Annotated in this window: 14 protein-coding genes; 9 read left to right on the forward strand and 5 right to left on the reverse strand. The window is 45.9% G+C overall.

Going from position 1 to position 16,570, the window contains the following annotated elements; all coding sequences use genetic code 11:
• The first annotated feature begins 323 nt into the window (after positions 1 to 323).
• The 6 genes from L5M37_RS09925 to nqrF all read left to right on the forward strand — a co-directional run bounded on the left by L5M37_RS09925 (position 324) and on the right by nqrF (position 6,255).
• Positions 324 to 1,697: a Na(+)-translocating NADH-quinone reductase subunit A gene (locus tag L5M37_RS09925; RefSeq protein ID WP_263200322.1), complete on the forward strand. Its 1,374-nt coding sequence runs from the start codon at positions 324 to 326 to the stop codon at positions 1,695 to 1,697.
• Entirely contained in the window at positions 1,697 to 2,929 is a 1,233-nt protein-coding gene (locus tag L5M37_RS09930) for an NADH:ubiquinone reductase (Na(+)-transporting) subunit B (RefSeq protein ID WP_028759366.1), read from the forward strand. The genes L5M37_RS09925 and L5M37_RS09930 overlap by 1 nt, the downstream gene beginning before the upstream one ends.
• Entirely contained in the window at positions 2,919 to 3,725 is an 807-nt protein-coding gene (locus tag L5M37_RS09935) for a Na(+)-translocating NADH-quinone reductase subunit C (protein WP_131523704.1), read from the forward strand. The genes L5M37_RS09930 and L5M37_RS09935 overlap by 11 nt, the downstream gene beginning before the upstream one ends.
• Positions 3,722 to 4,342, forward strand: coding sequence for an NADH:ubiquinone reductase (Na(+)-transporting) subunit D (locus L5M37_RS09940; protein ID WP_263200324.1), 621 nt, complete (start codon positions 3,722 to 3,724; stop codon positions 4,340 to 4,342). Before L5M37_RS09935 ends, L5M37_RS09940 begins: the two co-directional genes overlap by 4 nt.
• Before the next feature lie 9 nt (positions 4,343 to 4,351).
• A complete protein-coding gene (gene nqrE, locus L5M37_RS09945) occupies positions 4,352 to 4,960 on the forward strand; it encodes an NADH:ubiquinone reductase (Na(+)-transporting) subunit E (protein ID WP_105250116.1) in 609 nt (202 codons plus the stop codon).
• Positions 4,961 to 5,037: 77 nt separating this feature from the next.
• Complete coding sequence (gene nqrF, locus L5M37_RS09950) at positions 5,038 to 6,255, forward strand: NADH:ubiquinone reductase (Na(+)-transporting) subunit F (RefSeq protein ID WP_105250115.1); 1,218 nt, start codon at positions 5,038 to 5,040, stop codon at positions 6,253 to 6,255.
• 119 nt (positions 6,256 to 6,374) lie between these two features.
• On the opposite strand, the gene L5M37_RS09955 is transcribed toward nqrF, so the two are convergent.
• Positions 6,375 to 6,692, reverse strand: a complete 318-nt coding sequence (locus L5M37_RS09955; RefSeq protein WP_263167499.1) for an ankyrin repeat domain-containing protein — start codon at positions 6,690 to 6,692, stop codon at positions 6,375 to 6,377.
• Positions 6,693 to 6,859: 167 nt separating this feature from the next.
• Between L5M37_RS09955 and L5M37_RS09960 the strand changes: the two genes are divergently transcribed.
• Positions 6,860 to 7,177: a hypothetical protein gene (locus L5M37_RS09960; protein WP_263200326.1), complete on the forward strand. Its 318-nt coding sequence runs from the start codon at positions 6,860 to 6,862 to the stop codon at positions 7,175 to 7,177.
• 250 nt (positions 7,178 to 7,427) lie between these two features.
• Positions 7,428 to 8,627, forward strand: coding sequence for a serine hydrolase domain-containing protein (locus tag L5M37_RS09965; protein WP_263200328.1), 1,200 nt, complete (start codon positions 7,428 to 7,430; stop codon positions 8,625 to 8,627).
• 145 nt (positions 8,628 to 8,772) lie between these two features.
• Here L5M37_RS09965 and L5M37_RS09970 read toward each other — a convergent pair whose 3' ends face one another.
• The 4 genes from L5M37_RS09970 to yjjX all read right to left on the reverse strand — a co-directional run bounded on the left by L5M37_RS09970 (position 8,773) and on the right by yjjX (position 13,657).
• A complete protein-coding gene (locus L5M37_RS09970) occupies positions 8,773 to 9,192 on the reverse strand; it encodes a hypothetical protein (RefSeq protein WP_173497310.1) in 420 nt (139 codons plus the stop codon).
• Positions 9,193 to 9,353: 161 nt separating this feature from the next.
• Complete coding sequence (locus L5M37_RS09975) at positions 9,354 to 11,801, reverse strand: ankyrin repeat domain-containing protein (protein WP_263200330.1); 2,448 nt, start codon at positions 11,799 to 11,801, stop codon at positions 9,354 to 9,356.
• A gap of 241 nt (positions 11,802 to 12,042) precedes the next feature.
• Positions 12,043 to 13,092 carry a bifunctional helix-turn-helix transcriptional regulator/GNAT family N-acetyltransferase gene (locus L5M37_RS09980; protein ID WP_263200333.1) on the reverse strand — a complete coding sequence of 350 codons (1,050 nt, stop codon included), beginning with the start codon at positions 13,090 to 13,092 and terminating at the stop codon, positions 12,043 to 12,045.
• A gap of 4 nt (positions 13,093 to 13,096) precedes the next feature.
• Positions 13,097 to 13,657, reverse strand: a complete 561-nt coding sequence (gene yjjX / locus L5M37_RS09985; protein ID WP_263200334.1) for an inosine/xanthosine triphosphatase — start codon at positions 13,655 to 13,657, stop codon at positions 13,097 to 13,099.
• Between the two features lie 258 nt (positions 13,658 to 13,915).
• Here yjjX and L5M37_RS09990 point away from each other — a divergent pair, with 258 nt between their 5' ends.
• On the forward strand, positions 13,916 to 16,480 hold the full coding sequence (locus L5M37_RS09990; protein ID WP_263200337.1) for an acylase: 2,565 nt from the start codon (positions 13,916 to 13,918) through the stop codon (positions 16,478 to 16,480).
• Positions 16,481 to 16,570: the final 90 nt, after the last annotated feature.

Here is a 16,570-nt window from a genome sequence, read left to right on the forward strand (position 1 = left end):
AGGCATGCCATTGGTTGAAGTTTGTTCGCTGAGTTGCACTTTTAACAGTTTTATCGCTTTACAGCACTGAAATGGAGATTTTGGCTTATTTTTGTAAACCTTAGGTACTACTAAATCAGTAATGACGTATTTATGAATAAATTGTTATAAAACTACATTTGCAGATTACAGTAAGTAAGGATGTGAATCTGTGTCACAAAATTGCGTAAATTTACGTATCTAACTTACGAATTTGCAGCGGAATGTGACGCCAATATCGGAATCTGCGTTAACAAATCTCTACCCTAAATTTATCTAAAAATTTTTCATGGTTGATATTTGTGATGGCAGATTTTTCAAACCAAATTGTAACGATCAAAAAAGGCCTCGACTTGCCGATTGTTGGTGAGCCGCGACAGGTCATTGAACTCGGTGCTAAGCCATCCCAAGTGGCTGTTCTGGGAGAAGAGTTCGTTGGGCTTAAGCCGACGATGTTGGTCGAAGAGGGTGATTTTGTTCAAAAGGGCCAAGCCCTATTTGAAGATAAAAAAACGCCTGGTGTGTTGTTCACTGCACCCGCTAGTGGCCAAGTCGTAGCGATTAACCGCGGTGAGCGTCGAATTCTACAATCAGTCGTCATTCGTTGTGATGATGGTGAAAACCGCGATGGGCAGATTTCTTTCGATATTCATCAAGACATCGCCGCTTTAGCAAGGTCAACCGTTCAAGACCAGTTGGTGAAGAGTGGTCTATGGACTGCCCTACGTACGCGGCCTTTCTCGCGCGTGCCTGCGCTCGATAGCACGCCAGCAGGTATTTTCGTCACCGCTATCGATACTAATCCACTGGCCGCTGATCCCCGTTTGATTATCGCCGAGCAAACTGAGGCTTTTAAAGCTGGCTTGCTGGTGTTGAGCCGTTTAACCGAAGGCAAGGTTTACCTGTGCCAGGATAAGGGCGAAGCGATTGTTAAAGAAGCATTACCACAACTTGAGGTGCGCCGTTTTGATGGTGTTCATCCTGCGGGTTTAGTGGGCACTCATATTCACTTTACTTTGCCAGTGAGTTTAGAACGTCAGGTATGGCATATCGGTTATCAAGATGTGATTGCCTACGGCAAGTTATTCCAAACCGGTGAGTTGTATACCGACCGCATCGTCGCCTTAGGTGGCCCGAGCGTGTTGAACCCGCGTTTACTGCGCACTCAATTGGGCGCTGAGCTAAGTGCCTTAGTGAGTGATGAAATCAAACCTGGCCATAACCGCGTGGTATCGGGATCTGTGTTATCTGGCCATACCGCGGCGGGCGTACATGACTTTTTAGGCCGATTCCACAACCAAGTGTCAGTGTTGAGCGAAGATTCGCAGCACCATGTTCTCCCTTGGGTGCGCGGTGGTTCTGACAAATTCTCCATCACTCGTGCCGTAACATCACGCCTGTTTGGTGCGACTAAATTGTTCGAGTTTACGACTCATCAGGGCGGTTCAGCTCGCGCCATGATGGCTTTTGGTCAGTTAGATCGCGTGATGCCATTGGATATTTTACCCACCTTGCTCGTTCGAGACTTAGTGGTGCGTGATACCGACGAGGCGCAGGCCTTAGGTGCATTGGAGTTAGATGAAGAAGATCTGGCGCTGTGTACCTTCGTATGTCCCGGCAAATATGACTTTGGTAAAGAATTACGTGCCTGTCTAGATGTTATTGAGAGGGAAGGTTAATGACCAAACAAGTGAAAAAACCTGATTTACAGGACGCCTCTGATTTACAACAAGAGTACTACGCAACGGGTAAGTCGATGAAGGGCTTCTTGCGCTCACTCGTCATTGCCAACGGTCGTAGCACTAAGGGCCAAGTGCATGTGCGTGACGCGATTGACGTGAAACGTACCATGACGCTAGTCGGTTTGTGTTTACTGCCCGCCATTTTATTCGGTCTATATAACATTGGCCTACAGGCACAGCTTGCGCTCGCGGGAGGATTATCGACGCCAGATATTTGGAAGTTAGAAATCTTTAATACCCTGTTTGGCAGCCTTAGCCAAGACACTGGGATATTAGGTTTATTCCTCTATGGTCTTAGTTTTTATCTGCCGATTTACCTGACAGCACTGCTCACCAGCTTGTTTTGGGAAGTGGTGTTTGCGCGGGTTCGTGGTCAAGAGTTGCACGAAGGCTTCTTCGTGACGGCCCTGCTGTTTACCTTAATCTTGCCAGTATCGACACCGTTGTGGCTGGTGGCCATGGGGATTTCCTTTGGTGTGGTCGTGGCTAAAGAGCTGTTTGGCGGCATGGGATATAACTTCCTTAACCCTGCGTTGGCAGGCTTGGCTTTTATCTACTTCGCCTATCCATCTGAAGTTTCAACCATTAAACAGCTCGTTGCCGTTGATGGTTTCTCTGGTGCAACGGCGCTGGCACAAACCGCAGCGGGCAAGTTGAGTTTTGCCGATTACTCTTGGTTTAGCGCCTTTAGCGATCCTAACTGGTGGAACAACTTTTTTGGCTTTACCGTGGGCGCGATTGGCGAAACCAGCACCTTAGCGATTTTGATCGGCGGTTCATTATTGCTGATCAGCCGCTTAGCGGATTGGCGCATTGTGCTCGGTGTGTTGCTGGGCATGATAGCGACTGCAACGCTGTGTAATTACATCGGTTCTAGCAGCAATCAAATGATGGCAATGCCGTGGACTTGGCATCTTGTCACTGGCGGTTTTGCGCTGGCGATGATGTTTATGGCCACCGATCCTGTGACCACTTCGTACACTCGCCAAGGCAAGTTTGCCTACGGTGCTTTGATTGGTTTTATGACTGTGCTTATCCGTGTCGCTAACCCCAAAATGCCTGAGGGCGTGATGTTAGCCATTCTGTTCGCCAACCTTTGGGCGCCGCTGTTCGATTATCTGGTGGCCCGCGCCAACATCAAACGGAGATTAAAACGTCATGGTATTTAAGAAAGATACTGTGGTGGGGACCATGATCTTCACCATCACGCTCTGCCTCCTGTGCTCTTTTATGATCACAGGCACTGCAGGCATATTGAAAGAACGTAAAGTCGCCAAAAAACGTGACGAAGTGCAGCGCTATGTGTTGATGGCCGCCGATGTGAACCTAGGTCAGGGCAATGAGTTTAGAGAGATTTTCGCTAAATCCGTGAAGCCATTATTGATCAACCTAGACACAGGTAAGGTGGACTCAGACGCTAACGTCCTCGATTTCGATGAGCGTATGGCGGCAATTAATCCTGAGACTTCAAGTGCGCCGAAAAAAGATATCGCCAAGATTAAAACCCGTGCGAACGATGCCCGCGTGTTTAAAGTGCTCGATGCCAACGGCAAGTTAGACAGCGTGGTTGTGCCTTTCTATGGCAAAGGTCTGTGGTCGATGATCTACGGTTATGTGGCGGTTGAACCCGATTTCAACACCATTAAAGGGCTAGTCGTGTACGAGCACGGTGAAACCCCTGGTATCGGCGACTTTGTGACCGATCCCCATTGGTTATCGTTGTGGAAGGGTAAGCAATTATTTGATGAAAAAGGCAAATTTGCGATACGTCTTGTAAAGGGTGGCGTTAAAGAAGGCGATCTTCACGGTGTGGATGCGGTGAGTGGCGCGACCATGACGGGCCGCGGCGTGCAGCGCGCAATGGAGTTTTGGTTTGGCGTTGAAGGTTTTCAAACCTTCTTCAACCAGCTGAAAGCGTCGGCAGCGCAGGGTGAATTGCAAGGTGAGTTGGGAGAGGCAAAATGAGCAACACTTTATCCATGCGTGACATGTTAACGGGGCCAGTGTTTGTCAATAACCCCGTCGCAATGCAAGTGCTGGGCGTATGTTCGGCACTGGCGGTCAGTAACTCAATGCAAACCGCTGTGGTGATGACACTGGCAGTGACCTTTGTGTTGGTGTTTTCTAACCTGATTATCTCTGCCATCCGTAACTTTATCCCGACCAGTGTGCGGATTATCGCGCAGATGACGGTTATTGCCTCCTTGGTGATTATCGTCGACATGGTTCTGCAGGATGTAGCCTATGAGTTATCTAAGCAACTTTCTGTATTCGTTGGGTTAATTATCACTAACTGTATCATCATGGGCCGCGCAGAAGCCTTCGCCATGAAGTATCCACCGCATTTAGCGGTCGTCGATGCGCTCGGGAATGCGACAGGCTATGGTTTGATTTTGATCAGCGTCGCCTTTGTACGCGAGCTGTTAGGGACGGGTAATTTATTCGGTCACCCTGTGTTCACCACCATCGAAAATGGCGGCTGGTACTTGCCAAACGAGATGTTCAAGTTACCACCGAGCGCCTTCTTCCTGATTGGTGTGTTGATCTGGACTATCAATGTGATCCAGCGGAAACGGGGTTAAGGAGCAGATATGGAACACTATATAAATCTATTTTTGCAGGCCACTTTTATCGACAACATGGCGCTGTCGTTCTTCTTGGGCATGTGTACTTTCTTGGCCGTGTCTAAAAAGGTGTCAACCGCCTTTGGTTTAGGCGTGGCCGTGATAGTGGTGATGACCTTAGCCGTGCCGTTAAACCAGCTGATTTACGTCAAAGTGCTCGCACCTGGCGCACTGTCTTGGGCGGGATTACCCGGTATCGATTTAAGTTACCTGCAACTGATCACTTTCATTGGTGTGATTGCGGCGTTAGTGCAAATCCTTGAAATGTTTTTGGATAAGTACATTCCTAGCCTGTATGACTCCCTTGGGATCTTCTTACCTTTGCTCACAGTGAACTGCGCGATTTTTGCTGGGGTGATCTTTATGGCGAACCGTGATTACAACTTCGGTGAGTCAGTGGTGTTTGCGATGGGCTCGGGTCTTGGTTGGGCGGTGGCGATTGTACTGCTGGCGGGACTGCGCGAAAGAATGAAATTCAACGCGATTCCCGAAGGCTTACAAGGTATTGGTATCACCTTTATTACTACAGGCTTGATGGCGCTGGGCTTTATGTCTTTCTCAGGGATCTCGCTGTAACGCTACAGTAGGCGAGCCAAGAATTGAGAAAGTGAAACCAGATTCTTTTTAGAAAAGAGCTAGAAAAGGGTAATACGATGGAAATGGCAATTGGCATAGGCATGTTCACGCTAGTGGTCTGTCTATTGGTGATAGTGATTCTAATCGCCAAAAAGAAATTAGTGGCTACGGGTGAAGTGACGATCAGCATCAACGAAGATGCCGAAAAAAGCATTCAAGTTGCCGCGGGTGACAAGTTACTCGGCGCTTTGGCGAGTCAGAGTATTTTTATTCCGTCTGCCTGTGGTGGCGGCGGAACCTGTGGTCAGTGCCGAGTGAAAATCAAATCGGGCGGCGGTGACATTCTGCCGACTGAAATGGGCCATATCACCAAGAAAGAGGCTAAAGAAGGTTGTCGTCTCGCCTGCCAAGTCTCAGTGAAAACCGATATGGAACTTGAGCTCGACGAAGAAATCTTTGGGGTGAAGAAGTGGCAATGTCAGGTGATCTCTAATGATAACAAGGCGACTTTTATCAAGGAGTTATTGCTTGAGTTACCCGAAGGTGAAGATGTTCGCTTTAAAGCAGGGGGTTATATTCAAATTGAAGCGCCAGCCCATGTGGTGAAATACGCTGACTTTGATATTCCTGAAAAATACCGTGGCGATTGGGACAAATACGGTCTGTTTGACATTGTCTCTACCGTTAATGAAGAAGTGTTGCGCGCTTACTCTATGGCCAACTATCCCGATGAAAAGGGCCGCATTATGCTGAACGTGCGGATTGCGACGCCGCCATCGGCTAACGTGCCAGCGGGTAAGATGTCATCTTACATCTTCAACCTGAAAGCGGGCGATACAGTGACCATTTCTGGGCCATTCGGTGAGTTCTTTGTGAAGGAAACCGATGCGGAAATGGTGTTTATCGGCGGCGGTGCGGGCATGGCACCTATGCGTTCACACATTTTCGATCAGCTTAAGAGTAAGAAAACCACACGTAAAATGAGCTTCTGGTACGGTGCTCGTTCGACCCGTGAAGTGTTTTACCAAGCGGATTTCGATGCCCTAGCGGCCGAGAATGACAACTTCGTTTGGCATGTGGCGTTATCTGAGCCATTGCCTGAGGATAATTGGACTGGCTACACTGGCTTTATTCATAATGTGATTTATGAGAATTATCTTAAAAATCATAAGGCACCAGAAGACTGTGAGTACTACATGTGTGGTCCTCCAATCATGAACTCTTCAGTGATTAAGATGCTTGAAAGCCTAGGCGTTGAACCAGAAAACATCCTACTCGATGACTTTGGTGATTAGGTTGTAAGTGAGTAATAAAAAATCGCGTTAGGCCCAGCTTAACGCGATTTTTGTTTATAGGGCTTTTTATCATTTCGCAGTTTTTAGCTTTCGCATTTTGATGCTATTTAGCACCTCACCTAGCTAAAGGATTTGCCGCCGTGGCGTGTTAAATAGCTCACCATGCGCTCACTCTCAGCGGTATAGCATCCCATGCGAAACTCACCCTGCCAGTAAGCAATATCGAGCGGATGATACCCCTGCGAGTTTGGATGATTCACATCGGCCCCCGCATCCACCAATAATTTGAGCAGTTCAAAAGACTGCAACTCACAGGCATGCAAGAGTGCCGTCATCCCGCCATCGTCCACGCCTTCAAGATTAGCGCCATTGGCAATAATGCGCTTAACAGCAAGCGTATCTTTGGCTTTAACCGCATCGATGAGTTCAGTGCTCATTTGATCGCTATTTAACCTCATCCAAAGGATTTAATTTAAGTGGATTTAGTCTAGGTTTCTTTAACTTGTGGGCGAAACTCCGTAAGCTGAGTAGCATATACCTAAATGCTTATGTCTACAGGTATAACTTATCATGGATGTAAATAGTTGTAGGATAGGAGGCTTGTTTGAAAAAGTTAGCAGTAGTATCACTTATCTGTTTCTCCCTCTGCGCATGCTCTTCACTCAATGAAGTTAAATTGGATTCTCAATCGGTATCCAGCTACATAGGTGAAAAGGTCAAAGTCACCACAATATCTGGCGAACAAATGGAATTTCAAGTCGAAAGTGCAACGGAACAGCAGATCGAGGGAGAAGGGCGACTAGTCAAAATTGAAGATATACAGACGTTGGAAGTTGAGGAGTTTAGCCCGCTAAAATCGATATCACTTTCTGCAGGCTTATATATGTTAGGTGCGATAATTATTACTATTGTCGTTTTATAGCCATTTTGATTGTGTATTAGCTGCAACTTGAGATATTCAGTCTACAAACTGGGGCAGACTGTCACTTGGTTTATACTGCTCGGATTAGCTTCGTCGCCCTAGGTATCACTTTGTTGTGTCATTTTAAATGGAATATTTCCTTTATAATTCAATTGTAAAGATTAAATTGTATTATCCATAAAAAGCGCTTGTGATAAGCTTGCTTTTTCTAGCAGGCAGCATTATTTGTTAATTACGTTAAGGATAACCCATGCGTTTGAGTGTTATCAGTACTCTGTTGACTGGTTTTTTATTATTCCCAAGTGCCAATAGTTTTGGTCTGTTATTAGAAACAGGTGCTGAACAAGAGCAAATCGGGCAAGGCAGTAACTCGATTGCCGTTGAAAGCCAAACCGCATCTTCAGTATCGAAGGTGGCGGAGATCAAGACCTTAATCCAAACCGCAATAAAGGATTCGCCGCAGCCATTTAGTGGCAGTGTTATCCTGCTTGAGCAGGGCAAGCCGCAGCTTGAACTGCAAAAGGGTGAAGGTATTAGTCAAGATTCGCGCTTTGTGATGGCATCACTTTCTAAACAAATCACTGCAACCTTGATATTGCAGGCACTCGATGCGGGGAAACTCGACTTAAACCTATCGCTTAATCATTATCTTTTTGGTGATGCAGAAGGGAGGAATAAGGCGCTAAAAGGCACTGTGGCGGGGGCAAATCTAAGTGCGGATGCATTGAATACCAGTCGATATGACGAGCGGATTATGCTGCACCAATTGCTGACGCATACATCGGGTGTCGATAAACTGGGTAAGGCCAATCGATTCGAGCCGGGTAGCCAATTTGAATACTCCAACTTTGGTTATTCACTGCTTGGGCAAGTGCTTGAGAAGGTCAATCACCAATCCTTTGCCGAGCAAGTGGCGCAGTTTGCAACGCGATACCAGCTTAATGGCCTGAGTGCTGAGCTTGGCAGTATTGAGGCTATTCACGCCAAAGTGCCTTCACTCGCCGTAGGTTTACAGGAAAGCGAGGTGATTGCCCCTGCTGACTTAGTGCTTGATGAAGCTTTGTTGCCCGCAGGGGGATTAATTGCTTCAGCGCCAGCTTATGCCGCCTTTCAGCATCTATTACATTCTGGCAAGTTGATGAGTGCAAAGAGTTATCAACGGATGACAACGGCGTATACCGAGATCCAATTCTTATGGCCGAATATGCGCTATGGCTATGGGATGAGGATCAATAAGGACGATGGTCTCGTCGAATACAGTCATACGGGCTATTTATCTGGCTATATGTCGATGACACTGCATTATCCTGAATTCAATTTGGATCTGGTGATGCTGGAAAATCTATCGCTAAATCTTAATGATCGCGCTCGAGTATTTGAACTGCATAATCAGATACGTCAAATCATTCGTAGCCAGTTACTGCTTATTAAAACATCACTTGCACAGTGATTTGAGTAAACTGACTACTGACATAAGTGCCCTTATGCTGATATTAAGCACGGTACTTTAGTACTTAAAAGATTACTAAGATATAGTTTCTGCGGGAAATAGTGGCTACTATCTCCCGCGTTAAGGGAATAAATATAGTCTTTTACTACTTAATGTCGCCATATTTAATTGAATCACGACTATCTGTTTCATATATCATTTCATATTCATAGTTCAATGAGTCTAACAAGCTAATTATATAATCTTCGGATTTAATTCTTTCGTATCCAGGAAAATCTTGGTGGAAAATGATACTCAATAACCAGCTGCATTCAGGTTTTGATGGTGCGAAAATATTTTCATCAAGATCTACATTGGGGAATAATTTAATGAATGTGCCTGTCTCTTTATTTAGATTCCAATGGTAATGTTTTATCCTGAATGGTAAAAAACTCTCAAGCATAGTAGGGTTCTTAGCTGTAGATGTTTTTCTATCTATTAATGCTAGAAATTCTTTGAGTTTATTATGAATTGTTTTTTCATCTTTACTTGTTGATTTTATACCAAATAGTACTTGATGTTTCATATGGTTGAATCTCCTCATTGAATAGATTTTATCGGCACTGGTGTCTTTTAAAGAGCCATTTTCTTTAGTTAAGGGGGTAAGTTTGTTAGCTAACAGAGAATTTAAACTCTATTTTAATGATTAACGTCCCTAACAAAGAGACGTTAATCTGTGACTTACAGTTACCAAAAGCGCTTTCTAAGTGCGGTCTCGATATCAATCTCAACCCTAAAGTACTGCAAAATCGTCCAAACTGAATCGACTAAGGCTTCGGTAAGCGCTGGATAATCATCCTCGATAATTCCGTTAATTTCTTCGACGGTTTCATCGATATATTCTTGAACACCTTCCTCAAATTCGGCCTTTGTCGCTTGATTGCGGAAAAAGCTAAAGTTGTCGAGCTTTTCAATCAATTGATCAATAAGGACTCTCACCGAATTGAGTTGCTCAACTGTGATCGTCGGATCGGTGGCGATCAGTTTAAAAAAGCTCTGCACTTTGGTTTTGAGATCGAATAGCGTTGGGATTTGATCTCGATTTGCCGCCGCATTACTCACCTCTAATTTGGTTTGCTTGACGGGCGCTGGTGTCACATTCACCTCAGATGCTTGCGGATTGGTCGTCATAGAAGCTGTTGCTGGTATTGCGCGATTGTGGGCTATGGTTGTGGGGGCTGGCGGTATCTCGCGCCCCAGTGTTTGTAGCAGGCGGCGCTGGAAATAGCTTTGCGGCAGGGCTTTGCTGAGTGCTTGCTCAAGCTGAGTTTCACTGTAGGAGGCTATCTGCAGCAGCGCTTCGAAAATCTCTTTATATTCTTGCTCAATAGCCGCTATTAGCGGGCTATTGCCTAAGCTATTGGTCACGGTTAAGTTGGCGCCATATTGCTGCAAAAGTCTTAAGATCCGCACCGCTGTTGATTCAAAGCGGGGGAACTCGATTGAACTGCCACCTATCACAGCGCAAAGGGCAGGAGTGGTGTCTTCGGCATTGATGGCATTGGGGTTGGCGCCATGTTCGAGTAACGCCTCTACGCAGGACTGTGCGCCGTAGTAACTGGCGCACATTAATGGCGTAAATTGCTCATCTACTGAGAATTCTTCTAACTTTGCTCCATGGCGCAGTAAGAGTTCTACGGTTTTTCGCCGCATAGGGCCGGTAATTTCATCCCACCAGTAGGTCGAAATCGCCTTGTGTAGAATGGGCGAATTATCGTGGCCGCAATGGGTAAAAATATCCCCGCCTTGGTGAATGAGCCATTCAAGTAGTTGGGTTCGACAGGAGATAGCCGCCGCGGACACATAGTTAGTGTTGTAGATATTGGTGAGGCTTAAATCCAGCCCCTTGGTGAGCAGATATTCCATCACTTGGATAAGCGTTGCTTGATCTTCTTTCCCTGAACCACGCTGGCAGATAGTGAGTAAGGTTGGTTCATCCACCGCCCCAAATTTTTTATTGATATCCATACCATATTGCAGGAACAGATCGAAAAACTCGGGCAGAAAGGTTTTCTTTTCGACCATTGGATAAACCAATAGTCGTAAATTCGACCAGACTAACATCTCATAGGGTTTACCCGTATTCACAAATTCGGCATTTGGATTAGCGCCATATTTGAGCAACAGTTCAAGGGCTTGGTAGATGTAGCTCCGTTTATTCGGATCGGTAAATTGGGCATTATTAATATATTGGTTGAGTAAGGGTGAATGGTCGGCATCAGGCGGTGTCATCCTATAGATGCGATTGATATCGACGGTGGCCTTAATTAGTTTTTCGATAATCCTAAGGTCAAATTCTGAGGTCAATGCCGCATAGACCAAACTTTTGGCGTGAGAATCGGCTTTGAGCTGCGGATAATGGTCTAACAGGTATTCAGTGTAGTCTTGCGCTTTGGCGTAAACGCATAGTTCGAGTAAATTGGCATCATCCCAGAAGCTGTTATCGTTGGCCATAATATAGCGTGACTTTTTAAATGCAGGGAAGCGTTTAACTAAGAGAGAAAATGTCTCTACTCCCCAAAATTCGCTCGAAGAAATAATGTTTTCAATTAGGCTTAATCTGCCAATGTCTAATGGGATATCTTTATTAATGATATGCAGGAACAGATCTTTATTGCGTTCATCATATAATATTTCTAGTGGGTGATTTAATTCACCATTAGTCCAAAAGCTCACCGGTTTATTGATATCTAAGTTAGCTGCAAGTAGAAGGTCGATCATGTCTCTACGTTGATGGTCTTGATAGATATATTGCGGATTAGGATGAAATAGATAGTTGAGCCAGCAATTACTATATTGATTTTGAAAGTAAAGATTGGCACTAGAGTCTAGGTATAGGGTAACGAGTTCTAAGTTGTTATATTCAATAGCCGAATGCAAGGCACTGAAACCATTACATTCGATTTTAGCACCTTTGCTGAGCAAGTATTTTATAAGCACTAAATCGGACTGAGGACTGCAAGATAGGGGAACTAATATATTGCAGGGCGAAACATTGAGATCAATAAAGTTGAGATCTCCACTATCGGCAAGAAATTGATCAACTTTCTTTATTTTAGCCGAGGTCGAAAGCGTGTTATCTAGGCATATTTCCCGAAGTGTGAGTTTCTTATCACTAAAAATCCAACTGAGCATAATGTTCCCTATTTAATGCCGTTAACAAAATGGTATCAAACGCCTTTCAATTTATTAAAAATTGAGTGAGGTAAAATTGCCATATATTAATGCATTTAAGTTAAGAAAAACTATGCCCTAAGACTGATAATTAAAATGATCCTGTTTGAATAACATTTTGTGATACAAATTGATAATGCCAAACAAGTTGCATGATGACATGTTTGGCATTGTTACTTTGATTGGAATTCTGCTTCATATCCTATTGATTAAGATCTAGCAGCATCGGCATTTCGCAGGCGTCGTGGCCTGTGTTCCCTAGGGGAGCCGACAGATGTACAAAGCCTAATTTCTCATAGAGTTTTACGGCTTCATTTAGTACAGCGGTGGTTTCTAAATAGCAGCTTTGATAACCCGTTTCGCGGGCGAAATCGAGTGCCATTAACGCTACGCGTTTTGCGAGTCCTTTGCCGCGGATTTCTGGCATAAAGTACATTTTTTGCAGTTCGCAGACGCCATCATTGTTAGCTAAAGGCGCAATACCGGCGCCGCCTAGAATGCGGCCCTCTAATTCAATAATCCAATAGTTGGCGCCCGCTTGGGAGTAGATCTGGCTTAGGCAATCTAAGGTCGGGTCCGCCACGCTATAGCCTTTATCCGCGGTTAAGCCGTATTCGGCCGAAACATCGCGGATGACTTTGGCAATTGCGGCATCATCTTGGGCTGTGGCTTGGCGAATGTGACAGCTACTTTGCTGCTTGGCGTTATGTACGGCTTGGTTATATAACACGAGGGCCTCTTCGATTTGTGAAGTTTGCAATGGAGTCAGTTGGGCTAAGATCCCTTGGAATAATTGATTCTGCTGAGTATCCAATTTAACGAGTAATTTCTTACCCGCAGGTGTCAGTTGCACAACTAAGCAGCGACTGTCCCGTGGGTGCACCTGACTCTGGGCAAGATGTTTATCGATCAAATGCTTGATAGCGCGGCTCGCATTGGACTTATCTATGCTGAGTTTGCTTGCAAGCTCTTTGATGGTCAGGGGCTGCTTGCCTATCTCAAACAGGGCATGGGCTTGCACGGGCGAAAGGGGTAAATCCCCAAAGGCGGCGTTGAGCATGCCTAAATTTCTCACCAGATAGCGAGACAAATGCCTGAGTTGGGCGGATGAGCCTGACTCAGTCGTTTGCTTAGTTTGAGTCACAGGCTTCGCGGGATCTTGAGCCAATGGTGTGTCTGTTTGAGCCATAGTCGAATAGGTTTGGTTGCATGTCACAACTAAGTTAGCGGGCTTTAATTCCTCTTGCAACATATTACTAACAATCTACTGTGTAAATATCAGGATTCAATAATGGCGCCATGGCGAGAATAATCGCTTGGGTGTAATTACTTTCACGGGTCGCATGGCCGTGGGTGAGTAAACCTATGGCACCGCCTTTTTGTTTAATATTGATTGTATTGAACAACCTATCCATGACATCCCCGAGTTCTTCCCCCGCTTCTAATGCTCGATAAACATGCATTGGCAAAGTTAAAATCGCACTGCGGCCAATGGCAAGCTGGTCTTTATGGCCAATCGCGATATAGGCGAATGTGGCAGGGCCAAAGTCGAAACAATCGACACCGCCTTCCATCGCAAAATAGTAATCGGCTTTAGTCTCTTGCGGGTCCTGCTGTTGACAATAGCGCACCCGATTGATCGCCCCTTGGCGAGTGTCGAGATCTGTCATTGGCTGCGCCGCAACACCAGAAGGGGCATCCATGCCGCTGGCTTCTATGATGCTCTCAGGGAACAGCTGTGCTATGGCGTTAGTTGCCGCGTTGATTTTTACTGGGTTTTTAGAACCCACTTTTATCTTAATAATGTTTTGTTGCATATAAGTTATTTATTTTGGATTTTAATGTGGACGCTCGTTTGAATCATTGCTTAAATGGTCTGAGGTGTCTAAGCGTTTGGGTTTTCTATTCTGCCACAGTCGTCGGCGAAGCTCAGTAAAAAAGCCAACAGTAGGGGAGGCAATAGCCAGCCTTAGGGACTAGGAAGCGACATGCAACTATTGCTCCTTCAGTAATTTGGGCTGGAATAGGCAGTAAGGCTATGTCATTGAAGGAACCAAAACCAAGAGATAATAATAATGAAATTCAACAAACTCGTGATTGCTATGGGAATGGCCTGCGGTGTAATACTGACCGGCTGTAACGATAGCGAAGATAGCACTACGCCTACCGAACCTGAAACTCAACTGCAAGCTTTTGCCCCCAATGGTTTACTCAAAGCCAGTATTCGCCGTACTACCTATGGCGTGCCGCATATCCAAGCCGACAACTTAGAAAGTTTAGGTTTTGGTAGTGGTTATGCGCAGGCACAGGACAACTTATGTGTATTAGCCGATGGTTTTATCAAGGCGAACTCACAGCGTTCTATGTACTTTGGTCCCCATGCGTCGATTGACTTCACTACGGGTCAACCTACGGCGGAAGATAACGGTAACCTTATCTCAGATTTTGCCTATAAAGCGTTAAAGATCAGAGCGCAAGCCGAAGAAAAATGGCCGAAATTTAGTGAAAACTCTCGGGCACTTATCCAAGGTTTTACCTCTGGTTATAACCAATATCTTGCTGATGTCGAAGCGGGCACACAAACGGCAGAACCTTTCTGTGGCGGTCAGCCTTGGGTGAAACCCATAGTGCCAGAAGATGTGGTGACTTATTTGTTTTCTATCGCCTTATTACCGGGCGCAGCTAACTTTCTCGATCTGATTTTTTACGCTAACCCAGGAGATGCACAGGAATACATGCCGCGTATCGTTGGGCCCGCGCCTAGCCAAGACCAAACTGCGTTTGTGGCCGATATGCAGTCTAAGTTGATTGCCCGCGCGGCTCGTATCACGACACCAGAAACCAATCCCCGCGATTTAGGTTCAAATGGTTGGGGTTTAGGCAAGGATAAAACCGAAAATGGTAAGGGCATGGTGCTAGGTAATCCGCATTTCCCGCATACGGGTAACCTGCGTTTTTGGCAATCCCATATTACGATCCCAGGGCATTTAGATATGATGGGCGGCTCGTTAGTGGGTATGCCTGGACCGATTAATATTGGTTTCAATAAAGATCTCGCTTGGACTCATACCTTCTCTACCGCTGAGCATTTTGTGATGTTTAACCTTGAGTTAGTCTCGGGTGATCGGATGCAGTATTTGTTTGATGGTAAACCTATGCCGATCACCAAAGAGACGGTATCGGTTCTAGTGAATGCAGGTCCTGCGGGCATGCTGGTCGCCGAGAAAGATATTTATACTACGGCCAAAGGCCCTATGGTCGAAGCTCCTCCCGCTTTAGCGCCTTTTGGTTGGGATGATGGCAGTGCCTTTATGATCCAAGATGCCAATATGGGGACTATGGACCCTGTTGACCATTGGTTAGCCATGAACATGGCCACGAACAAAGAAGAGTTCCAACAGGCATTTAAGGACTACGATGGCGTCATCTTCAATAACACTATGTACGCCGATAAAGAGGGCAATGCTTTCTATATCGACGACTCAACTGTGCCAGGATTATCTGAATCGGCAGTTGTGTTGTTAAAAACCTCACCGGATATTAAAGCGGCTAAGGCTAAGGCCGGATTTACGATTTTACCCGGCAACACTTCACTGTTTAGCTTCGATGGTCCAACGCCCTATGAGCGTGCGCCCAAGCTTGAGCGCAGCGACTTTGTGCAAAACTCCAATGACTCCTTTTGGTCGACTAACTTGAATGAACCGCTGACTTACTTCTCGCCTATGTACGGCGCAGAGGCTGGACAGCTATCACTGCGGACACGGATGGGCTTGAGTTTAATGCAGGACGCCGCGGGGGCTGATGGCAAGTTCAGCTTGGAAGAACTCGAAGCGGCTGTGCTGTCGAATCGCAGTTATCTCGCCGAGTTAGTGCTGCCTGACTTGATTGCCCAGTGTGATGCCCAAGGCAGTACACCTGTGGTGGTGTCGGCGAGTTTATCTAAGGATGTCTCTTCGGCTTGTGCGGCATTAAAGGCGTGGAACGGTAAGCAAGATAACGACAGTAAAGGTGGTGCTTTACTACGTGAATTTGCCCATCTATTCAGCCAAACAACCATGTTGACCCAAGGATTCGATCCCGCTAATGCGGCAACGACACCTAAAACCTTGACTACGGATGGTAGTGCCTTAAAGGCCTTGGCGCACAGTGCGCTTAACCTTGAGGCCGCAGGCTTTGCCTTAGATGCGCCATTAGGGGATGTGCAATTTGTGGAGAAATCTCTGCCAGATGGAACGCCAAGTGGGTCGCGTTTACCTTGGCCGGGTAGTCATAATGCTGAAGGTGGATTCAACGTGTTTTCAACCAGTTTGTCGGGTGATGACACTTTGATCCCGCAGCACAAATACGCCGCTGTGATGGATGTGGTCACTGGCAAGGCGATGAGTTCTGGCTTAACTGCGAAAGGATACCAAGTGCGTTACGGGTCAAGTTGGATGATGGCGGTGAACTTTACCGACGAGGGGCCTGTGGCGCGGGGGATTTTAACTTACTCTGAGTCGAGTAATATCTTAACGCCTGCGTTTGCCGATCAAAGTATCTTGTACTCGAGTGCTAAAAGCTTCCGTCCTTTGTTGTTCAAAGAGGCTGACATAGCTCCAGCTGTAGTGTCGACAACTGAGCTGACACTACAAAAACCATAAGTTAGATTTTGCGCTTTAATCGTTAGCGGCTCACTTCGGAGTTGAATCCGGATGAGCCGTTTTTTATGCGTGTTTACGACTGATAGCGAT

Origin of the sequence: Shewanella sp. SM69 (assembly GCF_025653985.1) — a bacterium.
Lineage (GTDB): Bacteria > Pseudomonadota > Gammaproteobacteria > Enterobacterales > Shewanellaceae > Shewanella > Shewanella oncorhynchi.

What these genes read in the sequence shown, in the direction of transcription:
- nqrF (WP_105250115.1), top strand. Translation starts at nt 5,038, where the DNA reads ATGGAAATGGCAATTGGCATAGGCATGTTCACGCTAGTGGTCTGTCTA.
- nqrE (WP_105250116.1), top strand. Translation starts at nt 4,352, where the DNA reads ATGGAACACTATATAAATCTATTTTTGCAGGCCACTTTTATCGACAAC.
- L5M37_RS09990 (WP_263200337.1), top strand. Translation starts at nt 13,916, where the DNA reads ATGAAATTCAACAAACTCGTGATTGCTATGGGAATGGCCTGCGGTGTA.
- L5M37_RS09940 (WP_263200324.1), top strand. Translation starts at nt 3,722, where the DNA reads ATGAGCAACACTTTATCCATGCGTGACATGTTAACGGGGCCAGTGTTT.
- yjjX (WP_263200334.1), bottom strand. Translation starts at nt 13,657, where the DNA reads ATGCAACAAAACATTATTAAGATAAAAGTGGGTTCTAAAAACCCAGTA.
- L5M37_RS09980 (WP_263200333.1), bottom strand. Translation starts at nt 13,092, where the DNA reads ATGTTGCAAGAGGAATTAAAGCCCGCTAACTTAGTTGTGACATGCAAC.
- L5M37_RS09925 (WP_263200322.1), top strand. Translation starts at nt 324, where the DNA reads ATGGCAGATTTTTCAAACCAAATTGTAACGATCAAAAAAGGCCTCGAC.
- L5M37_RS09935 (WP_131523704.1), top strand. Translation starts at nt 2,919, where the DNA reads ATGGTATTTAAGAAAGATACTGTGGTGGGGACCATGATCTTCACCATC.
- L5M37_RS09955 (WP_263167499.1), bottom strand. Translation starts at nt 6,692, where the DNA reads ATGAGCACTGAACTCATCGATGCGGTTAAAGCCAAAGATACGCTTGCT.
- L5M37_RS09930 (WP_028759366.1), top strand. Translation starts at nt 1,697, where the DNA reads ATGACCAAACAAGTGAAAAAACCTGATTTACAGGACGCCTCTGATTTA.
- L5M37_RS09970 (WP_173497310.1), bottom strand. Translation starts at nt 9,192, where the DNA reads ATGAAACATCAAGTACTATTTGGTATAAAATCAACAAGTAAAGATGAA.
- L5M37_RS09965 (WP_263200328.1), top strand. Translation starts at nt 7,428, where the DNA reads ATGCGTTTGAGTGTTATCAGTACTCTGTTGACTGGTTTTTTATTATTC.
- L5M37_RS09975 (WP_263200330.1), bottom strand. Translation starts at nt 11,801, where the DNA reads ATGCTCAGTTGGATTTTTAGTGATAAGAAACTCACACTTCGGGAAATA.